This is a genomic window from Oxalobacteraceae bacterium OTU3CINTB1 (genome assembly GCA_024123955.1).
In the GTDB taxonomy this organism is placed as follows: Bacteria; Pseudomonadota; Gammaproteobacteria; order Burkholderiales; family Burkholderiaceae_D; genus Rugamonas.
Window position 1 is genome coordinate 3,129,905 of sequence record CP099652.1, and the last position, 21,245, is coordinate 3,151,149.

The following is a 21,245-nucleotide window of genomic DNA, read 5'->3' on the forward strand; positions in this document are numbered from 1 at the left end:
AATGGTATTTCAGAACATCATTACATAAAAACCATCAAGGAAGCCGCATGCTCGAAGCGAAAATAAAGTCTGTTCAGTGCCTGTCGTTGGCTGGCTTGCACCGGATGGCATATAAGGAATGGGGCGACGCGGCCAACCCTAACGTGCTCGTCTGCGTCCACGGCGTGACCCGCGTCTCCGACGATTTCGACAACATGGCGCGCGCGCTGGCTTCCGACTACCGCGTGATCTGCCCGGACGTTGTCGGCCGGGGCCGCTCCGACTGGCTCAGGAATCCGCAGCTGTACCGCATTCCCCAATATGTCAGCGACATGGTGACGTTGCTGGCACGTGTGTTGGACCAGGGTCCGGCGCAAAAGATCGATTGGTTCGGCACCTCGATGGGCGGCCTGATCGGCCTGGGCCTGGCGTCGCTGCCGGACAACCCGGTCCGCAAGCTGGTGCTCAACGATATCGGCCCGGTGCTGGCGCCGGCGGCGCTGCAGCGCATCGGCGACTACATCGGCCAGGACTTGCGCTTCGACACGTTCGAGGATGGCGCCAAGTTCGTGCGCGACGTCTCGGCGTCCTTCGGCGAGCACACCGAGCAGGAATGGCATAAACTGGCCACCGATGTGCTGCGCCAGGATAAGGACGGCAAGTGGGTGCGCCATTACGATATGGGGCTGTCGTTGCCGTTCCGCTCGGCCACACCGGAGTCGGCCGGCGCCGACGAGGCGATGCTGTGGGCCGCCTACGACGCCATCACTTGCCCGACCCTGCTGGTGCGCGGCGCCGATTCCGATCTGCTGACGCGCGAGACGGCGGCCATGATGGCGCAGCGCGGTCCGAAAGCCACCCTGGTGGAAATCCCGAACGTCGGCCACGCGCCGACCTTCACCCACGACGATCAGATTGCGATCGCCCGGAAATTCCTGCTGGGCTGATGAGCCCGGCGTATGACATCAAGCCTCAAATTAAGTAAAGAAGAAAAAGTATGGAAATCAAACGACTGCACGTAGGCAAACGATTGTCCGAAGTGGCAATTCACAATGGCACCGTCTATCTGGCGGGCCAGATCGCCGAAGAAACCAGTCTCGATATCAAGGGTCAAACCCGTGAAGTCCTCGGTCACGTCGACCGCCTGCTGGCCGAATCGGGCAGCGACAAAACCTGCATCCTCAGCTGCCAGATCTACATCGCCGACATGGCCGATTTCGAGGGCATGAACGAAGAGTACGACGCCTGGGTGCCGAGCGGCCACACGCCGCCGCGTGCCACGGTCGAAGCCAAACTGGCCAATCCGGAAGTCCTGGTCGAGATCGTCATCGTCGCCGCGCAGCGTTAGGAACATCATGGTTTCAATCACCGCGCTCACCAGCGCCACGTCGGAACAACTGGTGCAGGGGCTCACGCCGGACGACAGCGCGCGCATGCTGTCGGCGCTCGACTTCGCCAGCACCGCGTACGGCGACCTGGTCAGCACCAGCGGCCAGTCGGCGCTGGACTTTTCCATCGGCGTGGCCGGCACCTTGTCGTTCATGCGCACCGACGTCGAGACCCGCATCGCCGGCCTGATGTTCGAGCTGACCTTGCTCGACACCACGCAGGCGGCGGTGATCGAACCGCGTTTCGGCCAGGAGGTCGGCGACCTGGTGGCCGGCGTGCGCCAGCTGATACGCCTGCGCGAATTGACGCAGGCGCCCGGTGGACACGGCGGCGTGGCGCCGGTGGCGGTGGGACGCGGGCGCAACGCCGCGCAGATGGCGGTGGCGCAGGTTGAAACCTTGCGCAAGATGTTGCTGGCGATGGCCTCGGACATGCGCGTGGTGCTGGTGCGCCTCGCCTCGTGCGTGACGACCTTGCGCTACTTCGCCGACATCAAGCTGTTCAACGACATGACGTGCGCCTACGGCCGCGAGACCCTGGACCTGTACGCGCCGCTGGCCAACCGGCTGGGGATCTGGCAGCTGAAGTGGGAGCTGGAGGATTTGTCGTTCCGCTTCATCGAACCGGAGGCGTACAAGCGCATCGCCAAGATGCTGGAAGAAAAGCGCATGATGCGCGAAGGCTTCGTCACCAACGCCATCGCGCGGCTGCAATCGGAAATGGCGGCCGCCGGCATCCAGGCCGAGGTGTTCGGCCGACCCAAGCACATCTACTCCATCTGGAGCAAGATGAAGGGCAAGGAGCTCGACTTCACCGACCTGTACGACGTGCGCGCCTTCCGCGTCATCGTCGCCGACGTCAAGACTTGCTACACGGTGCTGGGCGTGGTGCACAACATCTGGACGCCGATCCCCAAGGAATTCGACGATTACATTTCCCGTCCGAAGCCCAACGGCTACCAGTCGCTGCACACGGTGGTGACGGCCGAGGACGGCCGGCCGCTGGAGGTGCAGATCCGCACGCAAGAGATGCACAGCTTCGCCGAGTACGGCGTGGCGGCGCACTGGCGCTACAAGGAGGAGGGCGGCTCCAATTTCGCCGGGCAAAAGTACGACGAAAAGATCGCCTGGCTGCGCCAGCTGCTGGCGTGGAAAACCGACGTCGCCGACGCCGTCGTCGGGCAGGAGGAGCAGCAGCGCGAATGGGTGGAGAAGCTCAAGTCGGCGGCGCTGGACGACCGCATTTTCGTGCTCACGCCGCAGGCGCGGGTGCTGGAGTTGCCGGTCGGCGCCACGCCGGTCGATTTCGCCTATCACCTGCACAGCGACGTGGGCCACCGTTGCCGCGGCGCGCGCGTCGACGGCGTCATGGTGCCGCTGAACACGCCGCTGAAAAACGGCCAGACCTGCGAAATCATCACCGCCAAGGGCGCGCCCGGCACGGCCGGTCCGTCGCGCGACTGGCTCAGCGACGAATACACGGTTGCCACACGCACGCGTTCGAAGATCCGTGCCTGGTTCCACGCCATCGACATGCAGGAAACCTTGTCGCACGGGCGCGCGATGGTGGAAAAATCATTGCAGCGCGAAGGCAAGACGGCGGTCAACCTGGAAGCGCTGGCCAACAAGCTGGGCTTCGCCAAGGTCGACGACCTGTTCCTGTCGGTGGGCAAGGATGAATTCAGCCTGCGCCATGTCGAGCACGCGCTGCACGACACGGGCGAGCCGGTCGAGCAGGAAGACGCGGTGGTCCTCGGCAAGAGCAAGGCGTCGAGCGTGGACCAGGGTGCCAAGTCGGGCGTGCTGGTGGTTGGCACCGACGGTTTGATGACGCAGCTGGCCAAGTGCTGCAAGCCGGCGCCGCCGGACGGCATCGTCGGCTTCGTCACGCGCGGCAAGGGCGTCTCGATTCACCGCGCCACGTGCAAGAACTTCGCCGAAATGCGGGCCAAGGCGCCGGAGCGGGTGATCGTCACCGAATGGGGGCGTGCCGTCTCGGACACGGTTTATCCGGTCGACATCTTCATCCTGGCGGGCGACCGCCAGGGCCTGCTGCGGGATATTTCGGAGATCTTCTCGCGTGAAAAGATCAACGTCGTCGGCGTCAACACGCAAAGCGCCAAAGGCTACGCGCGCATGACGTTCACGGCCGAAATCGGCGCCACCGCGCAACTGCAAAAAGCGCTCAACGCCATCGCCGAAGTCACCGGCGTGCAAGAAGCCCGCCGCGCCTAAAAGCAACTCCGGGGTCAGGTCCACCATTTCTACACGGCCTGATCCATTGGCGCCAACGTGGGCGTCGGCGCACCCTAAAATGGCGCGTGATGACACATTTTTGCCGTGTAGCGTCCAGCTCGTGTAGAAATGGTGGACCTGACCCCGGAGTTAGCTTTGGGGAATGCGCGAGGCGTGCGACGATACCAGCAGCCAACTGTCGCCAGACCATTGCCAGACGCGGGTGATGCGCTGGCGTTCCGTCCACGGGGCGCCGTCGCGCGTCCCCGATTGCGTGCTGACGTTGTTGATGATCGCCATGTCGCCGTAGAACCGCGTGCTTGATTCCTCGTTGAGGATGGCGTTGCTGAGGCTAGGTCGCGCGGCCAGGTACATCAGATAGTCGAGCTTTCGCTGGACCGCGCCATCCGCGTTCACCAGCACGAAGTCCTCCGCCATGAGCTGGCCCAATTGTTCGACGCGCGCTTGCTGACGCAGTGTGTTCCACGCGTCGTCGACGACCGTCAGCGACTCCCGCTGCGCTTCGGCGGCCACCACCGGCAGCGATGCACCCAAGGCCATGGCCAGCGATGCCGCGAGCAGGCCACGGCGCATCATTTCTCTTTTGGATATCCCGGCGATCATGCTTCGATGATCCCCGCCACGCGCGCGGCGATGGTTTCTGCCAGCAAGTGAATGTGGTAGCCGTCGACAAAGCCGTGGTGCGCCTGCACCGAGAACGGTACCGTCATCTTGCCGTTGTCGGTGTCGCCGAACTTGCCCCAGGCCAGCGAGGGAATGTCATAGCCGCCGTGCCGGTAGATCGGGTGCTCGATCGAGGTCAGCTTGAACCACGGCATGCAGGTGATGTGGACGTTGTTCTTTTGGTCGCGCTCCGATTGTTCCTTGGCCGAGTTGATCATCTCGCTGCTGGCCTCGGCGGTCGCTTTCGCTTCCAGGCTGCGGGCGATGAACTCCCGCAAGTCCGTCGACATGGCGAAACAAGCGAAGTTGAGATTCTTGTCCTTGTTGAGCACGGTGTACGACGCCCAGAACTCCTCGATCTTGATCACTTCGCCGTCGTGGATGCGGTACATGAAGTTGTCGATCTCCTTGATCGAATTCAGTATGCAATACAGGAAGAAGTGGAACGGCGGCAGCTTGTGCTCCTTGCAATAATGCCGGAAGTCGGGCAGGGCCATCTCAAAGCTGACGTTGACGAGCGGCTTTTCAAACGCGGCGAACAGGTTGTAGCGGTCGCGGCGTTTTTCGAAATTGTGCATGGTGTTCCAGGACTGTTGTTAAAGGGATGCCTGCGGCGCGACTTCGGCCTGCAAGGTGATATGGTCGATGCCGTGCTTGTCGAGCAGCATGGCCTTGATCGCGTGCAGGATCTCGGGCCAGCGCCCGAGGTCGACGATCTCGACGTGGCCGATCAGCGCCGGCTCGCCCGGCGACATGTCCCACACGTGCAGGTCGTGCACCGAGCAGACGCCGTCGATCTGTTCGAGGTCGGCGCCCACCTTCAGATAGTCGATCGGCTCGGGCACGCCGCCCATCAGGAAGTGGTAGGACTCGCGCAGCACACTGACGGTCGACTTTAAAATCAGCAGCGCGACAAAAATCGACAGCAGCGGGTCGATCATCATCCAGCCGGTGTAATAGATGACGGCGCCGGCGACCAGCGCGGCCACCGATCCCAGCAAGTCGCCCATGACGTTGACCAGCGCCGCGCGCGTGTTCATGTTGCTGTCGCCGCGCGACAACATATAGGCGAGCACGATATTAATGACGAGGCCGATGCCGGCGACGATGAACACCGTCGCACCATGCACCTGCTCGGGATGCGAGAAGCGTTGCGCGGCTTCGAACACGATCCACGCGACCAGCACCAGCAGCACCAAGCTGTTGACGAACGCTGCCAATGCCTCGGCGCGGCCGAAGCCGAACGAGTGGCGCGCCGACGGCGGCCGCTTGGCGATCAACTGCGCCAGCAACGCCAGGCCCAGTGCGGCGGCGTCGGTGACCATGTGGCCGGCGTCGGAAATCAGCGCCAGCGAATTGGACATGAAGCCGGTAATCACCTCGACCACGGCGAAGCCCAAGGTCAACGCCAGCGACCACGCCAGCACCGATTGGCTGCGCTGCAACGTGAAGTGCGCGTGCTTGGCGTCGCCATCGCGGTGTTCGTGCAGATGGGCGGAAGGCGAGGCGGGCGGCTCGGCGCTAGCGTTGATGCGGGTTTCAGCTTGCATGAGGTCTGTCGGTGATGAGAATAGACCACAGTTTAATGGATGCCGCCCTGCGCGTCTTGCGCTGTCATAGTGCGTTTCGTAAATGTTTCCTATGAATACCCTTGTTTTTCTCCGAATCGCTCTCTATAATGCTGGTCTTCGGGCGGTTAGTTCAGCTGGTTAGAATACTTGGTCGACATCCAAGGGGTCGCAGATTCGAATTCTGCACCGCCCACCAGATTACGTAGTACGGTTGTAAATGAGCAGTAAAGAGTAGTAAAAGGCGGTAAAATGGCAGCACAGTAGCAAAGTTAAGAAGTACCTCGGGCGGTTAGTTCAGCTGGTTAGAATACTTGGTCGACATCCAAGGGGTCGCAGATTCGAATTCTGCACCGCCCACCAGAACATATGTAAGAGCGAGAAAGGCAATCCGGTTATGACACCGCGAACTACTACCAAGCTTTGGGAGTGACGCTAGTCGATCGGGATTCTTTTGCTCAAAAAAAGAGAAAACGCGGCTAGCCCGCGTTTTTTTTCGTCCGCGTTTTTATTATCACATTCCGCTGTAACTACACCGGCCTTGCGCCAACAGGAGATCACTATGCTTTCAGTCCGCCTTCCAGATGGTTCTGCCCGTGAATTCGACGGCCCAGTCACCGTGGCTCAAGTGGCGACCAGCATTGCCACCAGCCTGGGCAAAGCCGCGCTGGCCGGCAAGGTCGATGGCAAAGTGGTGGATACCTCTTTCCTGATCGAAAAAGATTCCGATCTGGCCATCATCACCGACAAGGATCCGGAAGGCCTCGACGTGATCCGTCACTCGACCGCCCACTTGCTGGCCTACGCCGTCAAGGAATTGTTCCCTGACGCGCAAGTGACCATCGGCCCGGTGATCGAAAACGGCTTTTACTACGACTTCTCGTACAAGCGCCCGTTCACCCCGGACGATCTGGTCGCGATCGAAAAGAAAATGACCGAACTGGCCAAGAAGGACGAGCCGGTCACCCGCAAGGTGTTGCCGCGTGACGAAGCCGTCGCCTACTTCAAGTCGATTGGCGAAGACTACAAAGCCGAGATCATTTCGTCGATTCCGGCCGACCAGGACGTGTCGCTGTACTCCGAAGGCAAGTTCACCGACTTGTGCCGTGGGCCGCACGTGCCGTCGACCGGCAAGATCAAGGTGTTCAAGCTGATGAAGCTGGCCGGCGCCTACTGGCGCGGCGACAGCAAGAACGAAATGCTGCAGCGTGTCTACGGCACCGCCTGGACCAAGAAGGAAGATCAAGAGCAGTACCTGTTCCAGCTGGAAGAGGCGGAAAAGCGCGACCACCGCAAGCTGGGCAAGCAGCTGGACTTCTTCCACTTCCAGGACGAGGCCCCGGGCCTGGTGTTCTGGCATCCGAAGGGCTGGACCATCTGGCAGCAAGTTGAGCAATACATGCGCAACAAGTACCAGGTCAACGGCTACCAGGAAGTGAAGGCGCCGCAGATCCTGGATTCCAGCCTGTGGGGCAAGACCGGTCACTGGGACAACTATCGCGAAAACATGTTCGTGACGGAATCGGAAAACCGTTCCTACGCGCTCAAGCCGATGAACTGCCCGGGCCACGTGCAGATCTTCAACAGCAATATGCGCAGCTACCGCGACCTGCCGCTGCGCTACGGCGAGTTCGGCCAGTGCCACCGCAACGAGCCGTCCGGCGCGCTGCACGGCATCATGCGCGTGCGCGGTTTCACCCAGGATGACGGTCACATCTTCTGCACCGAAGAGCAGATCGAGCCGGAAGTGGTGTCGTTCCACACGCAGGCGATGGAAGTCTACAAGGACTTCGATTTCCACAACATCGACGTCAAGCTGGCGCTGCGTCCGGACAACCGTATCGGCACCGACGAAGTCTGGGACGAGGCCGAGGACGCGCTGCGCTCCGGCCTGCGCGCCTGCGGCGTGACCTGGACCGAGTTGCCGGGCGAGGGCGCGTTCTACGGTCCGAAGATCGAGTACCACCTGAAGGATTCGCTGGGCCGCCCATGGCAGGTCGGCACGATGCAGGTCGACTTCTTCATGCCGGAGCGTCTGGGCGCGGAATATGTCGCGGCTGACAACACCCGCCAGGTGCCGGTCATGCTGCACCGTGCGATCGTCGGTTCGATGGAGCGCTTCATCGGCATCCTGATCGAGAACTACGCCGGCGCGTTGCCGACCTGGCTTGCGCCAGTGCAAGTTTCGGTGCTCAACATCTCCGATGCGCAGGCCGATTATGTGAACCAGGTCACGGAAAAGCTGCGCCGGAGCGGGTTCCGCGTGCAGAGCGATTTGCGCAACGAGAAAATAACCTATAAAATACGTGAACATTCCGTCCAAAAACTGCCTTACATCCTTGTAATCGGCGATAAAGAGCGGGATGCCAACACCGTGGCCGTGCGGGCACGGGGCAATGTCGATCTGGGCGTCATGTCCGTCGATGCCCTGATCGAGCGACTCCAGCAAGACGTCGCCAATAAAGCCTGATCGCACTGGCCTTACCATTAGATTTTAAAAGGAATCACCATAGCTACTGACAAGTCGCATCGCATCAACGGCGAAATCACTGCCCCTGAAATGCGTTTAAGTGGGGTCGAGAACGAGCCGCTCGGGATCGTCACTTTGGCCGAAGCCTTCCGCCTGGCGGAAGAGGCCAATGTCGACCTGGTCGAGATCGCGCCAACGGCGGTACCGCCGGTTTGCCGTTTGATGGACTACGGCAAATTCAAGTATTCGGAGCAGAAGAAGGCTCACGAAGCTAAATTGAAACAGAAGATCATCGCCGTGAAGGAAGTCAAATTCCGTCCGGGTACCGATGACGGTGACTACAATATCAAGCTGCGTAACCTCATCAAGTTCCTTGATGAAGGCGACAAAACCAAGATCACGCTGCGTTTCCGCGGTCGTGAGATGGCGCACCAGGATATTGGCTTCCGCATGCTGGAACGTTTGAAAGCCGATCTGGAGCCGTACGGCCAGGTCGAGCAGTTCCCGAAGATGGAAGGCCGCCAGATGATCATGGTGCTGTCTCCTAAGAAAAAGAAGTAAATCCGTCTAGTGTGGATCGACTGGGGGCGCTTTCGGGCGCCCCTAGTAATTTGTGGTGCAGATTTGCCGCAACTGGTCTATAATTGCCGGCTGTTGTAAATGTAGTGGACTCGCATCTGCTGCAAAAACAAGTGAAAGCAGGCATCTAAGTGTGACGTCGTGTCACCACCTGCAATCCTGTTTGATATGGAGCTACCCTGAGGGTAGATTGCTATGCCAAAAATGAAAACCAAAAGCTCCGCGAAGAAACGTTTTCGCGTGCGTCCAGGTGGTACTGTTAAGAGTGGTCACGCGTTCAAACGCCACATTCTGACCAAGAAAACCACCAAGTCGAAGCGCCAATTGCGCGGTATCACGAATGTCGATGCGGCTGACGTGAAATCCGTCCTGCGCATGATGCCATCCGCTTAATCTCACACTCAATTTAAGGAGTTACTATGCCTAGAGTAAAACGTGGGGTTACAGCTCGTGCCCGTCATAAAAAAGTCTTAAACCTGGCCAAAGGTTACCGTGGTCGTCGCAGCAAGGTTTACCGTGTTGCCAAGCAAGCAGTTATGCGCGCTGGCCAATACGCCTACCGCGACCGTCGTAACAAGAAGCGCGTCTTCCGCCGCCTGTGGATCGCTCGTATCAACGCCGCTTCCCGTGAGCATGGCGTGACGTACAGCGTCTTCATGAACGGTCTGAAAAAAGCTTCGATCGAACTGGACCGTAAGGTTCTGGCCGATATGGCAGTGATGGACAAGCCGGCCTTCGCCGCGATTGTCAACGCTGTGAAAGCAAAAATCGCTGCGTAAGCATTGATTGTTGATCGCTGGCCCCTTACCGGGCCGGTGGTGGGAACGGGGCAAAGGTCTAGACCTCTGCCCCGTTTTTGATTGAGGATAAGAAAAACGCATGGACTCCCTGGAACAACTCGTCGCCTCAGCAGTGCAGGATTTCACGGCCGCGCAAGATGACGCCGCCGCGCTGGAAAATGCCAAAGCCAAATATCTGGGCAAGACCGGCCAGATTACCGAATTGATGAAGGGTCTGGGCAAGCTCGACCCCGAGGCACGCAAGGCGCAGGGCGCCCTGATCAACGCGGCCAAGGGTCAAATTGAAGCGGCCTTGACGGCCCGGCGCGACGCGCTGGCCGACGCCCAGATGCAAACCCGTTTGAACGCCGAGGCCATCGATGTCTCGCTGCCTGGCCGCGGACGCGCCGGCGGCGGCCTGCATCCGGTCATGCGCACCTGGGAGCGCGTGGAGGAAATCTTCCGCTCGATCGGTTTCGACGTGGCCGACGGCCCCGAGATCGAAAACGACTGGACCAACTTTACCGCCTTGAACAGCCCGGAAAACCATCCGGCCCGTTCGATGCAGGACACTTTCTACATCGAAGGCAACGACAGCGAAGGCAAGCCGCTGCTGCTGCGCACGCACACCAGCCCGATGCAGGTGCGCTACGCCCGCAGCCACACGCCGCCGATCAAGGTGATCGCGCCGGGCCGCACCTACCGCGTCGACAGCGACGCCACGCACTCGCCGATGTTCCACCAGGTCGAGGGCCTGTGGATCGCCGAGAACATCAGCTTCGCCGACCTCAAGGGCGTGTACCTGAACTTCGTCAAGGCCTTCTTCGAGACCGACGACTTGCAGGTGCGTTTCCGTCCGTCGTATTTCCCGTTCACCGAACCGTCGGCCGAGATCGATATCGCCTTCGGCTCCGGACCGCTGAAGGGCCGCTGGCTGGAGATTTCCGGCTCTGGCCAGGTGCATCCGTCGGTGGTGCGCAACTTCGGCCTGGACCCGGAAAAGTACATCGGCTTCGCGTTCGGCTCCGGCCTCGAGCGCCTGACGATGCTGCGCTACGGCGTCAGCGACCTGCGCCTGTTCTACGAAGGCGACCTGCGCTTCCTGAAGCAGTTCAACTAACGGTTCAGTACACACACGCGGTCGAGCGCGGCCTTTTAGGCATTGCGCTCCCGCTGGACACTCTTTGAAGGCTTGATTATGCAATTCTCCGAAAACTGGCTCCGCACCATGGTCGATCCGAAGATGACTTCGGACGAACTGGCCCACCTGCTGACAATGTCCGGCCTGGAAGTGGAAGAAGTCGAAGCGGTCGCGCCGCCGTTCTCCAACGTGGTGGTCGGTCTGGTGCGCGACATGGCCAAGCATCCGAACGCGGACCGCCTCAACGTTTGCCAGGTCGATGTCGGCACCGGCACCTTGCTCAACATCGTCTGCGGCGCGCCGAACGTGCGTCCGGGCCTGAAGGTCGTGTGCGCCATGGCCGGCGCCGTGCTGCCACCGGGCGCCGACGGCAAGCCGTTCGAGATCAAGGTCGGCCAGCTGCGCGGCGTCGAGTCGCAGGGCATGCTGTGCTCGGCCAAGGAACTGAAATTGTCGGAAGAGGGCAGCGGCCTGCTGGAGCTGCCGGACGACGCGCCGGTCGGCAAGAACTTCCGCGACTACTACGCGCTCAACGACCTCAAATTCACCATCAAGCTGACCCCGAACAAGGCGGATTGCCTGTCGGTGCTGGGCGTGGCGCGCGAAGTGTCGGCGCTGACCGGCGTCGCGCTGCACGCGCCGCAGTTCCGCAACGCCGCCGTCAACAGCGACGAAGTGCTGCCGGTGAAAATCTCGGCGCCGGACCTGTGCGGCCGTTTCTCCGGCCGCGTGATCCGCAACCTGAACGCCAAGGCCGCCACCCCGGACTGGATGAAGCAGCGCCTCGAGCGCAGCGGCCAGCGCTCGGTGTCGGCACTGGTGGACATCTCCAACTATGTGATGCTCGAACTGGGCCGTCCGACCCACGTGTTCGACCTGGCCAAGATCCACGGCGGCCTCGACGTCCGCTGGGGCAAGGCCGGCGAAACCTTGAAGCTGTTGAACGGCAACACCGTCAACATCGACGAGTGGGTCGGCGTGATCGCCGACGACAAGGAAATCGAATCGCTGGCCGGCATCATGGGTGGCGACGCCACCGCCGTGTCGCTGGAGACCGAATCGATCTACCTGGAAGCGGCGTTCTGGTGGCCGAACGCCATTCAGGGCCGCGCCCGCAAGTACAATTTCTCGACCGACGCGGCGCACCGCTTCGAGCGCGGCGTCGACTACGCGACCACGGTCGAGCATATCGAGCGCATCACCTCGCTGCTGATCGAAATCTGCGGCACGGCGGCGACCAAGGTCGGTCCGGTCGACGACCAGATCGTCAACATTCCGCAACGCCAGCCGGTCAAGATGCGCACCGCGCGCGCGCAGAAAGTCATCGGCGTGGCGCTGGACGACAAGGTCGTGGCCGACATCTTCACCCGCCTGGCGCTGCCGTTCACGCTGGAAGACGGCGTGTTTTCGGTCACTTCGCCAAGCTACCGCTTCGACATCGAAATCGAGGAAGACCTGATCGAGGAAGTCGCGCGCGTCTACGGCTTCGAGAACATCCCAACGGTTGCCCCGGTGGCCGCCAACACGATGATCATCGCGCCGGAAAACACCCGTTCGCTGTTCGCCGTGCGCCACCAGTTGGCCGACCTGGGCTTCCAGGAAGTGGTCAACATGAGCTTTGTGGAAGCGGCGTGGGAGCAGGACTTCGGCGGCAACACCAATCCGATCAAGCTGCAAAACCCGATCGCCAGCCAGATGAGCGTGATGCGCTCGACGCTGGTCGGCAGCCTGGTCGCCAACGTGCGCTACAACCTCAACCGCAAAACCAACCGCGTGCGCGTGTTCGAAGTCGGCGCGATCTACCAGCGCGACGACAGCGTGCCCGACGGCCCGCTGACGGTGGCCGGCTACAACCAGCCTAAACGCGTCGCCGCGATCGCCTACGGCACCGTGGCGGACGAGCAGTGGGGCCAGGACAGCCGCGCGGTCGACTTCTTCGACCTGAAGGCGGACCTGGAACACCTGTTCGCGCCGTTGTCACTGCGCTTCGTCAAGGCCGAACATCCGGCGCTGCATCCTGGCCGCTCGGCGCAGGTGCTCCTCGACGGTAAGGTGATCGGCTTCATCGGCGAGCTGCATCCGCGCTGGATGCAGAAGTACGAGCTGCCGCAGGCGCCGGTCGTGTTCGAGGTCGATGCGGTTGCTTTGCAGCAACGATCCGTGCCAGAATACGCAGAGATCTCGAAGTTCCCCGGCGCCACGCGCGATCTGGCCGTCGTGGTCAAGCAAGACGTCCCGGCGCAGGATTTGGTGGACGCGTTTAATGCTGCCGTGCAAGCAAGTCCGCAAGGAAAAATCGTGCAAGCCATTGTTTTGTTTGATGAATATCGTGGCAAAGGTTTGGAACAGGACGAGAAATCGCTTGCTTTCCGCTTTAGCTTGCAAGATACTCAAAACACGCTGCAGGACGATGTTGTCGAGGCCGTCATGGCCGCGGTAGGCGATGCGGCGAAGCAAAAACACGGCGCGCGCTTACGGTCTTGATCGGCCGATAAAGTCCGTTCCGTTTTCTTTTTTTGATCATTCGGGAGTCCGGCAAAGGCCGGACTCATTCGTTCTTTGATAAGGCAGGGCAGGAAAATTAATAACAACGACGTTGATTCCGCCGTACTCCAATCCGCATTGGCTGCCGATTTGCATCGCGCCATGCAGGTCGCCAAGGTACGCCAGGATGCGGAAAAAGATTTGCCCACGCTGACCAAGGCGGAGCTGGCCGAACTGCTGTTCGAACAGGTCGGTCTGAACAAGCGCGAAGCCAAGGACATGGTGGAAACCTTCTTCGACGAGATCCGCAACGCGCTCGAGCGTGGCGAAGCCGTCAAGCTGTCCGGGTTCGGCAACTTCCAGCTGCGCGACAAGCCGCAGCGTCCGGGCCGCAACCCCAAGACCGGCGAGGAAATCCCGATCACCGCGCGCCGCGTGGTGACCTTCCATGCGAGCCAAAAACTCAAGGGCATGGTCGAAGAGACCAACCCGATGGCGCGTGCCGCCTGAGTAGGAGCGAGTGATGAACGATCGTCTCGCCAAGTCCGAACTGGTCGTCCTGCCACCAATACCGGCCAAGCGCTACTTCACCATCGGTGAAGTCAGCGAGCTGTGCGGCGTCAAGCCGCATGTGCTGCGCTACTGGGAGCAGGAATTCACCCAGCTCAAGCCCGTCAAACGGCGCGGCAACCGGCGCTATTACCAGCACCACGAAGTGCTGCTGATACGCCGCATCCGCGAGCTGTTGTATGAGCAAGGCTTCACCATCAGCGGGGCACGCAATAAACTCGATAGCCGTGCTGTCGATGGCGCGGCGGCGGAGTATGATGGCGGTTTCGGCGAAGAGGCGCGGGACGTGCCCCCGCCGTTGGACCGCGAAATGATACGCAGCGAACTGCTTTCCATCCTGAGTCTGCTCCAGCAAGACTAGCGCGCACACCACTGCGCAGGGCGTGGCAAGAAGCTAATTCCTGATATACTTTCAATATTATTCAATTATCAGCGACGCTGATATACACGGTGGCGTGAAGTCCGGCGTGCCCGAGGGGCGCGGGCCGGACAAGACGAGGGGAAACAATGATACGCGTTGCCATTTGTGACGACCATCAGATAGTAAGAGCAGGATTTAAACAGATTTTTTCGGCGTCGGACGATTTCGACGTGGTCGCGGAAGCCGGTACGGGGCGTGAAGCGCTCGATATCGCTCGCCGTGAGATTTGCGACGTGTTGCTGCTCGATATCGCCATGCCCGACCAGAGCGGCATCGATACTTTGCGCACCATACGCCAGGGGCAGCCTGATCTGCCGGTGCTGATTTTGTCGGGCTATCCGGCCCAGCAGTACGCGCTGAACCTGTTCAAGATGGGCGCCAACGGCTATCTGAACAAAGAGTGCGAGGCCGACGAGCTGATCACCGCCGTGCGCACCGTGTACCAAGGCCGCCGTTACGTCAGCTCGACCGTCGGCGAACTGCTGGCGCAAAGCTTCGACCGCGATCCGAACACGGCGCTGCACACCGAGTTGTCCGACCGCGAGTTCCAGGTCTTCCTGCGGCTGGCGCGCGGCGCAACGGTGTCCGATATCGGCGTGGCGCTGTCCCTAAGCATCAAAACCGTCAGCACTTACCGCACCCGCATCATGGAAAAGATGGGGATGCAGTCGAACAGCGATTTAACATATTACGCAATGAAAAATAACTTGCTGGACTGAAATTTTGCAAGCCGGTCTCGTCCTGAGACCAATTGCTTAATGGATACAGTTGCGCACTCTTGCGGTGCGCCGCTGCTGCATCTATTTCCCTAACGGACTATAATGAGCCAGCCTGGCGTGTTGCCGGCTGGACTTAACTCTCCCCCGCGAAGGAAGTGGATGTATTTCACCGCCGAAACAGCGCCGCATCACCGCCTGCCGCTGTACAAGACCGTCTTGTGCGTGACCTGCGCGTTGTTGCTGATCGTGAACGGCTTCAGCCTGTTTTACAATTTGCAGGCCCTGCGCGGCGCGCAAGTGCTGCTGGGGCAGAGCGCGCGCGTGGCCGACCGCCTGCAATATCTCAACGTGCTGGTGCTCGATGCCGAAAGCAGCATGCGCGGCTATTTCCTGTCCGGCAGCGACGCCTATCTCGGTCCGACGCGCACCGCCCTGGTCGACAGCGAACATGAATTCAAGGAATTGCAAAAGCTGCTGGCCGATAATCCGACCCAGCTCAAGAACCTGACCCAGCTGCAGACCCTGGTGCGCCGCCGCCTGACCACCGTCAGCCAGGCGATCGACGTCTACCGCGAGGGCGGGCTGGACGAGATCGTTAAAATCGCCAAACTGAGCGACGGCCGCGGCAGCATGGACGAGATCCGCCTGCAGGTGGTCATCATGGAGCAGGAGCAGAACGAGACCATGGCCACGCGCAGCGCCATGTTCTATCAGGAATATCAAAAGGCGGTGTTGCTCGGCATGAGCATCAACGCCGTCGCCATCGTGGTGTTGATCATGTTCTACCAGCTGGTGCGGCGCAGCTTCGCCAACCGGGCCCAGGTCGAGCACGCGCTGCAGGCTGCCAATGAAACCCTGGAAACGCAGGTCGAACAGCGCACCGAGCAGCTATCGGTGCTGTCGCGCCACCTGATCAGTATCAGCGAGGAGGAGAAGGTCCGGCTATCGCGCGAGCTGCACGACGAGATGGGCGCCTTCCTGACCTCGATCAGCATGGACATCGCGGCCGTCACGCAGCAGTTGCAAAAGAATCAGCCCGAGATGGCCGCCCAGCTCAAGCGCGCGCGCGGCACCCTGATGGAAGCGGTCGAAATGAAGCGCCGCATCGTCGAGAACTTGCGGCCTAGCCTGTTGGACAATCTGGGCCTGTGCGCGGCCATCGAAAGCTATTGCGACGAGTTCAGCCGCATGTCGCAAGTGCGCTGCGATTGCGACGTCGCCGCCGACATCGAGGCGCTGGGCCGTGATTCGGGCGACCTGTCGATCGCCTTGTTCCGCATCGTGCAGGAATCGCTGACCAATATCCGCAAGTACGCCAAGGCCAGCCGCGTGACGGTCACCTTGAACCGCAATGAGGAAGCGCTGATGCTGCGCATTATCGATGACGGCATCGGCATCGCTGCCAACAACATCGTCAAGCCGATGTCGCACGGTTTGCTGGGCATGCGCGAACGCGCCTTGCTGCTGGGCGGGACCATGACGATACGGCGGGGACGCAACGATACGGGGACTTGCATCGAAGTGGCCATTCCGCTGCGTAAGAGCGATGGCCGTAGCGGCGTGGCGACCAATGCCGCGCCAGCGCCGGGACAGGAGCGCCGCATGCAGCCGCAGACGGTGGATGCGATGATGACCGCGACGGCCGTCACGGCGGCGCCATTGCCGCCGCTGCCGTCCGCCATCACGGACGTACTTCACCGCGCCGACGCGCTTAACAGCGCGCTACATCAATCAGCAGACGGTCATACTCCGTCTTCGCAACCTTATAGCACTCACCCGCATAATCCTCCAAGCCTGAGCGATCAAGCACGGTGATGTTGCCGCGGCGGTAGGTGATCAAGCCGTCTTCCTGCAGCTTGCCGGCGGCGGCGGTGATGCTCTCGCGGCGCACACCCAGCATGATCGAAATCATTTCCTGCGTAACTTTCAGTTCGTTCGATGGCGAGCGGTCCAGGCGGTCCAGCAGCCAGCGGCACAGCTTTTGCTCGATCGAGCTGTGGCGGCCGCCGACGGCGTTTTGCGCCATCTGCGCGAACAGCGCGGTGTTGTAGCGCATCAGCAGCGCGGGCAGGGCGCCGCCCTGGTTGAAGGCGTCGCGCAGGTGCTGGGCCTTCATGCGATAGCCGTAACCGGCGGCCTGCACCACGGCGCTGCACATGGCGCGCTCGCCGTCGAACAGCGACACGCCGACCACGCCTTCGTGGCCGACCACGGCGATCTCGGTGGTGGCGCCGTCTTCCATTACATACAGCAGCGACACGATGGCGGTGGTGGGGAAATGAACGTAGTCCATCGCGCCGCCGAATTCAAACAGTTCTTTGCCAAAGGGCAGGGTGACGAGTTCCAGGTGTTCAAACAAGGATTCGAGCACGTCACGTGGAAGCGCGGCCAGCAGTTCGTTTTGCTGGGTGCCGCTGTAGCTGACAACAGGCCGCGACGCAACCTTAAACTCTTTCGAATCGACCGCCATGGTGCCGGATACGGTGGATTTCTCGGTTGCGTTGACTTGGGTGTTGTTCATATTTTCCTCACTAATCTCTGGCTATACAAAACACGTCGGGGTTATCTGACGTGCTGGTAGCACTTTATGGGGAATGTTAGTTTGCGAACATAAGAGGAGTAGACGCACAAATGTAGGCTTGCAACATGGTTGGATGTAGGCCTGCTCCTACAGAGTGACTATGTTTCTACTTATCGCCGGTGCATAATGCACAAATCCCAGTCGGAGGGCGCACAACATGCATGTACTTGTGGTGGAAGACGACGCCGTCCTCGCAGACGGCCTGAGCCGTGTGTTGGGCGGCCACGGCATGGTGGTGGAAGTGGTGGCCGACGGCGCCCAGGCCGACGCGCTGCTGCAGCGTGCCGCGCAGGCGGAGGTGATCGTGCTCGACATCGGCCTGCCGGGCGTCGACGGCTTCGAGGTAGTGCGCCGGCTGCGCGCGCGCGGCAGCCAGGTGCCGGTGCTGTTGCTCACGGCGCGCGACGCCATCGAGGACCGGGTGCGCGGGCTGGAGTTGGGCGCCGACGATTACCTGGTCAAGCCCTTCGCCACCGCCGAGTTGGTTGCGCGGCTAAAGGCGCTGGCGCGCCGCAACGCGCCCAAGCCGACCGTGCTGGCGCTGGGCAACCTGGCGCTCGACCTGTCGGCCAAGCGGGCGCGGGTGCGCGACAAAACCGTCGAGCTGTCGGTGCGCGAATGGGCCGTGCTCGAATATCTGCTGCAGCACGGCGCGCGGGTGGTGTCCAAGCAGCAGATCATCGAAGCCATCCTGCCGTGGGGCGACGATTTGACCTTGAACGCGGTGGAGGTCTATATCTCGCGGCTGCGCTTGAAGATCGCCGACGCGGGCGTCTCGATCCGCACAATCCGCGGCTTTGGCTACATGCTGGAGCTGACTGCCGCGCGGGGCACGGATGACTAGCATCAGGCTACGGCTGCTCAAAACGCTGATCGTGCCTATCCTGCTGATCAATCTGGCGGGCGGCGCGTTGGCCTACATGCTGGCATGGCTGCCGGCGCAGATCGCCTTCGACCAAAGCCGGGGCGAGCCGGCGACGCCTCAAGTTCCGTCCACGGACGGCGCCGTCGTTGCGTCCCCGGCAGGGAAAATCGTGCTCGGCCAGGCACCGAACAAGCACGTGCAGATGCGGCAAGCCGTGGTGCGCGGGCTGGTGCTGTTGGAGGTATTGATCGCGCTCGCATGTATCGGCTTGATCTGGTTCTCGGTCAGCAACGGACTGCGGCCGCTGAACCGCCTGCGTGCCGGCCTCAACGCGCGCGACGGTGACGACCTCGCACCGATCGCCATCGCCGACGTGCCGTACGAACTGGAGCCGGTGGTGTCGGCCTTCAACGGCCTGCTGGACAAGGTGGGCGAGGGCGCCAGGGCGCGCCAGGACTTCCTGGCCAACGTCGCGCATCAGCTGCGCACGCCGCTGGCGGGCTTGAAGACGCAGCTCGAATGGCTGGGCGCGCGCCACGCCGAGCCGGACACGGCGCACTCGGTCAAGCTGATGCTGTTGGCCACCGAGCGCATGATCCGGCAAACCAACCAGTTGCTGGCGCTGGCTCGCGCCGAACCGAACCATTTTGAAAAGACCCGGCTCGAAGCGGTGGCGTTGAACGAGCTGGTCGAGGACGCGATTCAATCCTTCGTCGACCAGGCCACGGGCAAGGGGATCGACATCGGATTCGATTTGCGGCCGGTGGAGATCAACGGCGACCGTTTCCTGCTGCGCGACCTGATCGACAATGTCATTGACAACGCCATCCGCTACACGCCGACGGGCGGCACGGTGACGGTCGCGTGCCGGGCGGACGAGGGCGGCGGTGTGCTGACGGTCGAGGACAGCGGCCCCGGCATCCCGGCGGCCAAGCGCGGGCAAGTCTTCAGCCGCTATGTCCGGCTCGACGACAAAACCCACGGCAGCGGCCTCGGCCTTGCCATCGTGCGCGACATCGCCATCGTCCACGGCGCCACGCTGAGCATCGGCGACGCCGCTGGCGGCCACGGCGCACTGTTCACGGTCCGCTTCCCCAACAGCAACTCCGGGGTCAGGTCCACCAATTCTACACAAGCTCTGCCCTAGGCCGCCCAAATCGCGGTTAACGGCCGGGCTCGTGTAGAAAAAGTGGACCTGACCCCGGAGTTGTTGTTTGTCAGGTGTTTGTCAGCATTTCCTCAGGGAAATGCAAGCTTGCGGGCGTAGACTGGTTCCAGCAGATAACATACCTGGAGCCGGCCATGAAAAAACGACTACCTAAGGGCTTTACGCTGATCGAGGTCATGGTCACTGTCGCCATCGTCGGCATCCTGCTGGCCGTGGCCATCCCCGCCTACAGCGATTACGTGGTGCGCGGCCGCTTGAGCGAGGCCTTCACCGCGCTCGGCGGCGCCCAACCGGCCGCCGAGCAGTTTTGGTCGAACAACCGCACCTATGTCGGCTTTGGCGCCGCCAACACCTTCCCGGCCAATACCGCTTACTTCACCTACGCGCTCAGCGGCGAGTCGGCCTCGACCTATACCCTGACCGCGACCGGCACCGGCAAGACGGCCGGCTTCGTCTACACCATCGACCAGAACGGCACCCATGCCACCACCGGCAGTCCGGCCGGCTGGGGCATTAGCGCTTCATGCTGGGTCGATCACAAGGGTGGCGCATGCACCAATTGACGCGGCCGCCCCGGCGCGGCCGGCGTCGCCAAAGCGGCGTGACGCTGATCGAGCTGCTGGTGACCATCACTATCTTCGGCATCATGCTGGCGGTCGGCATTCCCAACGCCAGCCGCTGGCTGCTGGCCAACCGCGCGCGCGGCGCCAGCGAGTTCTACGCCGACGGGTTCAGCCTGGCACGCCGCCAGGCCGTCGCCCACAACGCCTTCAGCCGCATTTCGCTCACGCCCAACGTCAACACCGGCCAGATGGATTGGCAGGTCGATATCTGCTTCGTCAGCCAGGACGCCCAGTGCACCGATGCCCAGGGCGCGTGGTCGACCACCGATGCGCCCTCGGCCAGCGACCCGGAAGGCGCCGCCGGCTGGAAATCCGTGTTCCGCGCGGCCGATGCGCTGCCGCCGGCCGAGATCCTGCTGCCGACCACGCAGCCCGCCGGCAGCAGCCAGGTGTACTACACGCCGCTCGGCTGGGTCGATCCGCAGATCGCCAATCGCCTCGGCAGTCTGCGCCTCGATCCATCGACGGCCTTCGCCGACGAGGTGCAGCCGGTGGCGCTGGTGGTGACCCTGGCCGGTATGGCCACCAAATGCAATCCGACCTTGCCAAGCACTGATAACAGGGGCTGTCCGCCATGAAAACCATTCCCGTCCGCCGTCAGGCCGGTATCGCGCTGCTGGAGGCGATGCTGGCCATCGTGATCCTGGGCATCGGCCTGCTGGGCACGGTCGGCCTGCAGGCGCGCGCCTATTCGGCGCTGTCGGACGCCGGCATGCGCGCCGAGGCCACCATCGCCGGCGAGAAACTGCTGGGCGTGATGACGGCCGACACGGCCAACCTTGCCGCTTATAACCTGGCCGAGAACGGCACGCCGGGCCCGGTCATCGCGCCGTGGGTGGCCGAGACGCGCGCGGCGATCCCCGGCGCCGTCGTCTCCGTCACCGTGACCCGCCAGGTGTTCCAGACCCAGGTCGATATCGCGATCCGCTGGCAGCGCAAGGCGAATACCGAGCAGAACCGGCATTTCCTCACCTCCTATATCGCGAACTGA

General features: G+C 61.8%; 22 protein-coding genes and 2 tRNA genes. 20 read left to right on the forward strand and 4 right to left on the reverse strand.

Annotated elements, in window-relative coordinates; all coding sequences use genetic code 11:
- Positions 1-47 precede the first annotated feature (47 nt).
- Genes NHH73_13770 through NHH73_13780 form a run of 3 tightly spaced genes read left to right on the forward strand, consistent with a single transcriptional unit; the run spans position 48 to position 3,602 of the window.
- The gene (locus NHH73_13770) at positions 48-926 is read left to right on the forward strand and encodes an alpha/beta hydrolase (GenBank protein USX29287.1); all 879 of its coding nucleotides are present in this window, start codon (positions 48-50) and stop codon (positions 924-926) included.
- Between the two features lie 50 nt (positions 927-976).
- Positions 977-1,327 (forward strand): RidA family protein, encoded by a 351-nt coding sequence (locus NHH73_13775; protein USX29288.1) that lies wholly within the window; start codon positions 977-979, stop codon positions 1,325-1,327.
- Between the two features lie 7 nt (positions 1,328-1,334).
- Entirely contained in the window at positions 1,335-3,602 is a 2,268-nt protein-coding gene (locus tag NHH73_13780; protein ID USX29289.1) for a bifunctional (p)ppGpp synthetase/guanosine-3',5'-bis(diphosphate) 3'-pyrophosphohydrolase, read from the forward strand.
- 150 nt (positions 3,603-3,752) lie between these two features.
- Here NHH73_13780 and NHH73_13785 read toward each other — a convergent pair whose 3' ends face one another.
- The 3 genes from NHH73_13785 to NHH73_13795 are packed head-to-tail and all read right to left on the reverse strand — an operon-like array spanning position 3,753 to position 5,836.
- On the reverse strand, positions 3,753-4,199 hold the full coding sequence (locus NHH73_13785) for a nuclear transport factor 2 family protein (protein USX29290.1): 447 nt from the start codon (positions 4,197-4,199) through the stop codon (positions 3,753-3,755).
- 23 nt (positions 4,200-4,222) lie between these two features.
- On the reverse strand, positions 4,223-4,864 hold the full coding sequence (locus NHH73_13790) for a CatA-like O-acetyltransferase (protein USX29291.1): 642 nt from the start codon (positions 4,862-4,864) through the stop codon (positions 4,223-4,225).
- Between the two features lie 18 nt (positions 4,865-4,882).
- A complete protein-coding gene (locus tag NHH73_13795; protein USX29292.1) occupies positions 4,883-5,836 on the reverse strand; it encodes a cation diffusion facilitator family transporter in 954 nt (317 codons plus the stop codon).
- 140 nt (positions 5,837-5,976) lie between these two features.
- On the opposite strand from NHH73_13795, the gene NHH73_13800 reads away from it, so the two are divergent.
- The 12 genes from NHH73_13800 to NHH73_13855 all read left to right on the forward strand — a co-directional run bounded on the left by NHH73_13800 (position 5,977) and on the right by NHH73_13855 (position 16,832).
- Positions 5,977-6,053: transfer RNA gene (locus NHH73_13800), tRNA-Val, on the forward strand.
- An 87-nt stretch (positions 6,054-6,140) separates the two neighbouring features.
- Positions 6,141-6,217: transfer RNA gene (locus NHH73_13805), tRNA-Val, on the forward strand.
- Positions 6,218-6,416: 199 nt separating this feature from the next.
- On the forward strand, positions 6,417-8,324 hold the full coding sequence (gene thrS / locus NHH73_13810; protein ID USX29293.1) for a threonine--tRNA ligase: 1,908 nt from the start codon (positions 6,417-6,419) through the stop codon (positions 8,322-8,324).
- Between the two features lie 90 nt (positions 8,325-8,414).
- Positions 8,415-8,885: a translation initiation factor IF-3 gene (gene infC, locus NHH73_13815; protein USX29294.1), complete on the forward strand. Its 471-nt coding sequence runs from the start codon at positions 8,415-8,417 to the stop codon at positions 8,883-8,885.
- A 213-nt stretch (positions 8,886-9,098) separates the two neighbouring features.
- Entirely contained in the window at positions 9,099-9,296 is a 198-nt protein-coding gene (gene rpmI / locus NHH73_13820) for a 50S ribosomal protein L35 (GenBank protein USX29295.1), read from the forward strand.
- Positions 9,297-9,322: 26 nt separating this feature from the next.
- Positions 9,323-9,682: a 50S ribosomal protein L20 gene (gene rplT, locus NHH73_13825; GenBank protein USX29296.1), complete on the forward strand. Its 360-nt coding sequence runs from the start codon at positions 9,323-9,325 to the stop codon at positions 9,680-9,682.
- 100 nt (positions 9,683-9,782) lie between these two features.
- Positions 9,783-10,802: a phenylalanine--tRNA ligase subunit alpha gene (gene pheS, locus NHH73_13830; protein USX29297.1), complete on the forward strand. Its 1,020-nt coding sequence runs from the start codon at positions 9,783-9,785 to the stop codon at positions 10,800-10,802.
- A 78-nt stretch (positions 10,803-10,880) separates the two neighbouring features.
- Positions 10,881-13,307, forward strand: a complete 2,427-nt coding sequence (gene pheT, locus NHH73_13835) for a phenylalanine--tRNA ligase subunit beta (protein ID USX29298.1) — start codon at positions 10,881-10,883, stop codon at positions 13,305-13,307.
- Between the two features lie 162 nt (positions 13,308-13,469).
- Positions 13,470-13,817 (forward strand): integration host factor subunit alpha, encoded by a 348-nt coding sequence (locus tag NHH73_13840; protein USX29299.1) that lies wholly within the window; start codon positions 13,470-13,472, stop codon positions 13,815-13,817.
- A 13-nt stretch (positions 13,818-13,830) separates the two neighbouring features.
- Positions 13,831-14,238 (forward strand): MerR family transcriptional regulator, encoded by a 408-nt coding sequence (locus tag NHH73_13845; protein ID USX29300.1) that lies wholly within the window; start codon positions 13,831-13,833, stop codon positions 14,236-14,238.
- A gap of 146 nt (positions 14,239-14,384) precedes the next feature.
- Complete coding sequence (locus NHH73_13850; GenBank protein USX29301.1) at positions 14,385-15,017, forward strand: response regulator transcription factor; 633 nt, start codon at positions 14,385-14,387, stop codon at positions 15,015-15,017.
- 159 nt (positions 15,018-15,176) lie between these two features.
- Positions 15,177-16,832: a CHASE3 domain-containing protein gene (locus tag NHH73_13855; protein USX29302.1), complete on the forward strand. Its 1,656-nt coding sequence runs from the start codon at positions 15,177-15,179 to the stop codon at positions 16,830-16,832.
- Here the strand turns inward: NHH73_13855 and NHH73_13860 are convergent.
- Complete coding sequence (locus NHH73_13860) at positions 16,729-17,538, reverse strand: Crp/Fnr family transcriptional regulator (protein USX29303.1); 810 nt, start codon at positions 17,536-17,538, stop codon at positions 16,729-16,731. The two genes, NHH73_13855 and NHH73_13860, sit on opposite strands and share 104 nt — an antisense overlap.
- A 217-nt stretch (positions 17,539-17,755) precedes the next feature.
- On the opposite strand from NHH73_13860, the gene NHH73_13865 reads away from it, so the two are divergent.
- From NHH73_13865 to NHH73_13885, 5 genes are all read left to right on the forward strand, one after another.
- Positions 17,756-18,442 carry a response regulator transcription factor gene (locus NHH73_13865; GenBank protein ID USX29304.1) on the forward strand — a complete coding sequence of 229 codons (687 nt, stop codon included), beginning with the start codon at positions 17,756-17,758 and terminating at the stop codon, positions 18,440-18,442.
- Complete coding sequence (locus tag NHH73_13870; protein ID USX29305.1) at positions 18,435-19,610, forward strand: HAMP domain-containing histidine kinase; 1,176 nt, start codon at positions 18,435-18,437, stop codon at positions 19,608-19,610. Before NHH73_13865 ends, NHH73_13870 begins: the two co-directional genes overlap by 8 nt.
- A 155-nt stretch (positions 19,611-19,765) precedes the next feature.
- Positions 19,766-20,194, forward strand: coding sequence for a prepilin-type N-terminal cleavage/methylation domain-containing protein (locus tag NHH73_13875; protein USX29306.1), 429 nt, complete (start codon positions 19,766-19,768; stop codon positions 20,192-20,194).
- Entirely contained in the window at positions 20,182-20,832 is a 651-nt protein-coding gene (locus NHH73_13880; GenBank protein USX29307.1) for a prepilin-type N-terminal cleavage/methylation domain-containing protein, read from the forward strand. The genes NHH73_13875 and NHH73_13880 overlap by 13 nt, the downstream gene beginning before the upstream one ends.
- Complete coding sequence (locus NHH73_13885) at positions 20,829-21,245, forward strand: hypothetical protein (GenBank protein USX29308.1); 417 nt, start codon at positions 20,829-20,831, stop codon at positions 21,243-21,245. The genes NHH73_13880 and NHH73_13885 overlap by 4 nt, the downstream gene beginning before the upstream one ends.